We start from the raw sequence: 4418 nt of genomic DNA on the forward strand, positions 1-4418 counted from the left end.
TTTGATAAGGCTCTTGTCCCCCCCTTCTTAAGGGGGGTTAGGGGGGATCGAGACTACGCTAACAGCGAGATTTATCAAGGGTTTTAGACTTGAGTTAACACCTGAAAAATTACAGTGCTCCGGCTGCTGTTTGGTCAAATACGCCGCCGCTTAAATGAGTGGTGATATTCATCGCCTGCAATACTGGCAAACCGTCGGGGCCGTGGGGATAGTCGATGACGCTAACTGCGCCGTTTCCTTGTTTGAATTTCCAGAAATGTTCGGGTTCTAAATTGAATAGGTGGCAGAGAAGGGCTTTGTTGACGGCATCGTGAGCTACTACTATCCCGGTACCTGAAACTGATTTTACAATTTCTCGCCACGCTGCGATCGCCCGAGTCCACACTTGCTCTAAATTTTCTCCTTCTGGCATTTGCACTTTTTCAGGAGATGTTTTCCATTCTTCGAGCAAACCTGGATAGGATGCTTCTATTTCTGATTCAAATTTTCCTTCCCAAAGTCCGTGGCTGATTTCTCTCAATTCGTCGCGGAGTTGTAGTTGTAAGTCGCCGTGATGTTTCAGAATTATTTCGGCTGTTTCTTTCGGGCGCAGCATGGAACTGCTGATGGCAAAATCTAATTTTACATCCTTGAGGAATTCTGCGGCTTGTCGAGCTTGTTCGCGGCCGTTGTCGTTGAGTGGTACGTCTATTTGTCCTTGAAATTTACCTGCTCTATTCCAGTCTGTTTCGCCGTGACGTACTAGCAATAAGCGCGGCCCGCTGTGTTTGTCCCTCGGTTTGGGAAAGATTTCTCCGGTATGGGCGGTTAAATTCAAGGATTCAAATTGAACTGCTATTTTCTTGTTGGATTCTGTTTGGTCATCGGTAAATCCCAAATTGATGACACTAATTCCGCAATTTGATTGTTGAATTGATTGATAGTAATCTGGGGTGATTTCTGAAGCTGTGGCGATGAGAGCGCGGTTGATTCCGTTGTGACCTACTACTAGAATTGTACCCTCTCGGTGGCGCGACATCAGCTCTTGCCAAAAAATGCGGGCGTTAGCAAAAACTGCTAGTACCGGAAAGTGTTCGATTTCTCCTTCGGGGGAAGGGATTTTCATGGAAAATTTGTGGGGATGTTGTTGCCATTGCTGATATGCTTCGGGGAATTGGTCGATCGCATCTTGGCGCAGCATTCCTTCCCACAATGGCAAATCGATTTCCATCAATTTATCCGTTGGTTGGAGTTGTGGCGGATTTGTCAATCGCGACAGGATGATTTCTGCTGTTTCTTTGGCTCGTTGCAGGGGACTTGTATAGGCAGCATCAAAGGCGATACTGTTGAGTATGTCGCCTACTTGAATGGCTCCGGCGCGGCCTGCTTCTGTCAAAACTGATTTATCGAGGCGGCCTTGGATGCGACGCTCTTGATTGTATGTGCTTTTGCCGTGACGGACTAAGATAATGCGGGTCATTCGATTTTAGATTTTAGATTTTAGATTTTAGATTTAGCCTGTTACCAGTCTTCGGGTGCTTGTGACGCACCTTACCTCATTGAAAAATCTCGCTTATAGCCTAGCCTCGATCCCCCTAAATCCCCCTTAGGTCGGGGGACTTTGAGCAGACTCTTGTCCCCCCCTTAATAAGGGGGGCTAGGGGGGATCGAGGCCGAGTCGTCAAACTGTAGACCAATCCGATGCGTATCTTACCCAGTCGAAGGGTACGACGCGAGTCAAAAAGATGAGCCAGTGAAATTTTACCAGTAGACGGGATACTCTCGCCTGCAACGACCTATGATTGAAGACGGACAAGACTTAGCCACGGATTCGCGCGGGACGGAAAACGAGGAATGACACTGAAGCGGACAATTTTAGGTATTTTAACGGCGATCGCGATCGCTCTGGTCGGTTTATCTTTACTTGCTAGTTGGAATGAGCCACAAATTCAAAGCCGCCTGGAACTCTACCAGACAAATTTGCTGCTTCACGCCTCGGAGTGGGAAGGAGAAAATAATCAGGGTGCTAATTTCACTTCGGCGCGCAACAATATTATCGGTTCCGATCCTTTAAATACGGCTTTGGCGCAATATCAAGAAGCACGAGATTCGACTCAAAAAACTCTCGAAAAAAATCAATCTTCATTAACAAAACTTCAGTCTGCCATTGCCTCTGTTGCTGAAGATAATACTCTAAATTTTGCTCAAAAAAAGGCAGTAGAAGAGTCTGTAAAACAACAGTCAGCGCTGCTAAATGAACTTGACTTGCGCCTAGGGATTTTGCAGGCAAGCAGCGGTAAAACTAAGGTGGCGATCCAAACTTGGAATAATTTACTTGAGCGCTACAAAACTGACATTGATTACGATTCTTCGGCTGCAACTGCTCAGATTTTAACCGGGATTTGGAGCAATCCGCCTCAACTGCTGCCGGATGCTGAGCCGCGCATTCAAAAGTCTTTGGATGGCTGGTTTCGCTATCGCCCTCTAGCACAACTTTACAAGCTGCAAGAACGTTCTAAGGAACTGGTGGCGCTGCAAGCAGCAGAGCAGGTAACGGCCCAGCAAGCTCTAGAAAAGTTGGCAATTGTTGTTGGTGTTCCGGCTATATCTCTTTGTATCGGTACGGTTTTGCTGGTTGGTTTGACTGTGCAGTGGCTGTTGCAGCGCCAGCAGTTAGATAAGACTGATTCCGGGCCTCTTTTGGCGCGAAATTCTAGCTTGAGTTGGGATGTGCCTTGGGATGGCGAGATTGTTTGGCAGGTGCTGGTGGTCGGCTTTTTCTTTGTCGGGCAAATCTTGATTCCCTATTTGTTGCTGCCAGTTTCTCTGGCTGTTTTAAAACTGAGTCCTGCTACTTTTGACCCGCGCGAAAAGGCTTTTTATATCTTTGCTACTTATTTGTTGCTGTCGGCGGGCGGGCTTTCGGTACTGTTTTTTTCGGTCAAGTCTTTTTTACCTTTACCTGATGGTTGGTTTCGGATTGATTGGCGGGGAAATTGGTTTTTGTGGGGCTTTGGTGGCTATTTTGTAGCTTTGCCTTTGGTGGTTGTGGTGTCGCTGCTCAATCAACAATTGTGGCAGGGACAAGGCGGCAGCAATCCGATTTTGCCGATCGTCCTTGAAGGTAGGGACAACGTGGCTCTGGCGGTGTTTTTCGGCACTGCTGCGATCGCCGCTCCGGTTTTTGAGGAAATCGTGTTTCGGGGCTTTCTGCTGCCTTCTCTGACTCGCTATTTGCCTGTTTCCGGGGCGATCGCAGCTTCGGCTTTTTTGTTTGCGGTGGCTCACTTGAGTGTCTCTGAGATTCTGCCTTTGGCGACGTTGGGGGCGGTGTTGGGCTTTGTGTACACGCGATCGCGCAATCTCCTCGCCCCCATGCTTCTGCACAGTCTTTGGAATAGCGGAACTCTCTTGAGTCTGTTTCTTTTGGGCGGCGGCGCCAGTTAATTCTGGCAGTTGTAAATAATTGTTAATTAACCGGGCTTTTGTGACATCTATCGGCGTTGTCTGCTGAGGTGGAATTTGGCGATCGCCCGGCCGCTTACTTTAACGGAAAAACTTGTTTTAACATGGAAGTAACATCTTGTGGATCGATCGATGCCAGGTTGGCCCGGGCGATCGCACCCAACCGAGCTTGACCATCCGGCTAATTTTTATGTTAATTTTAAGTAAGGATGAGGTTTCAAACCCAATGAGCAATTTCAACAGCCACAAGTTAGAGGGAACAGCGAGTTGGATGCGTTTCGCACCCTACGCAGCCCTAGGCATTTTAATATTTTCTTTCAATTCCGGTAGCGAACTCAATTATTTCTTGAGAGGCTACTCGGTCATTCTACAGGCTCAAGCCGGTATAGTTCTGCTGTATTTTGCGATGTCCAAGTTTCGCAAAAACCCAAATAAATGAGTAAAAATTAGTAATATTGCTTGCCTCGATCGCATTCGTTGTCGATCGCGTTCGTTAAAGTAAAAAACTGGGGAAAGGGAAAAATGCTAAAAGATAAAACCGTAGCAGTTGTGTTAGCTTTCTTTATCGGAGGTTTCGGAGGCCACAAATTTTATTTGGGCAACAATGTAGCAGGAGTATTCTATTTGCTCTTTTCGTGGACGTTAATTCCCTCACTGATCGCATTTTTCGATTTTATCGGGCTGCTGCTGATGTCGGAGCAAGCTTTTCAGCTACAGTACAATGGCGGAATGTTGCCGTCTGGGTACGCGCTCAGAGGGGCAAAAGATGTCACAGGGGCGATCGCCGAATTGAAAGGACTTTACGATATGGGCGCCATTACTGCCGAAGAATATGAAGAAAAACGCCAAAAACTGCTGCGGGAATTGTAATTGGGAAGTCAGTAGTCAGTAGTCAGTAGTCAGTAGTTATTAGTCATTAGTTGGTTGTTATTTGTTGGTTGTTATTTGTTGGTGATAATAACTAATAACAACCA

General features: G+C 46.8%; 5 protein-coding genes. 4 read left to right on the plus strand and 1 reads right to left on the minus strand.

Annotated features, from left to right (window positions below):
- Nucleotides 1-109: 109 nt before the first annotated feature.
- Complete coding sequence (locus QT974_RS31585) at nt 110-1459, minus strand: histidine phosphatase family protein (RefSeq protein WP_333472322.1); 1350 nt, start codon at nt 1457-1459, stop codon at nt 110-112.
- Between the two features lie 374 nt (nt 1460-1833).
- Between QT974_RS31585 and QT974_RS31590 the strand changes: the two genes are divergently transcribed.
- The 4 genes from QT974_RS31590 to QT974_RS31605 all read left to right on the plus strand — a co-directional run bounded on the left by QT974_RS31590 (nt 1834) and on the right by QT974_RS31605 (nt 4314).
- Nucleotides 1834-3426 carry a CPBP family glutamic-type intramembrane protease gene (locus QT974_RS31590; protein WP_333472323.1) on the plus strand — a complete coding sequence of 531 codons (1593 nt, stop codon included), beginning with the start codon at nt 1834-1836 and terminating at the stop codon, nt 3424-3426.
- A gap of 56 nt (nt 3427-3482) precedes the next feature.
- Nucleotides 3483-3617: a hypothetical protein gene (locus QT974_RS31595; protein WP_333472324.1), complete on the plus strand. Its 135-nt coding sequence runs from the start codon at nt 3483-3485 to the stop codon at nt 3615-3617.
- A gap of 53 nt (nt 3618-3670) precedes the next feature.
- The gene (locus QT974_RS31600) at nt 3671-3883 is read left to right on the plus strand and encodes a hypothetical protein (RefSeq protein WP_333472325.1); all 213 of its coding nucleotides are present in this window, start codon (nt 3671-3673) and stop codon (nt 3881-3883) included.
- Nucleotides 3884-3966: 83 nt separating this feature from the next.
- Nucleotides 3967-4314: an NINE protein gene (locus tag QT974_RS31605; protein WP_333472326.1), complete on the plus strand. Its 348-nt coding sequence runs from the start codon at nt 3967-3969 to the stop codon at nt 4312-4314.
- Nucleotides 4315-4418: the final 104 nt, after the last annotated feature.

The sequence above is a fragment of the Microcoleus sp. BM001215392 genome, assembly GCF_036700185.1.
In the GTDB taxonomy this organism is placed as follows: Bacteria; Cyanobacteriota; Cyanobacteriia; order Cyanobacteriales; family Microcoleaceae; genus Microcoleus.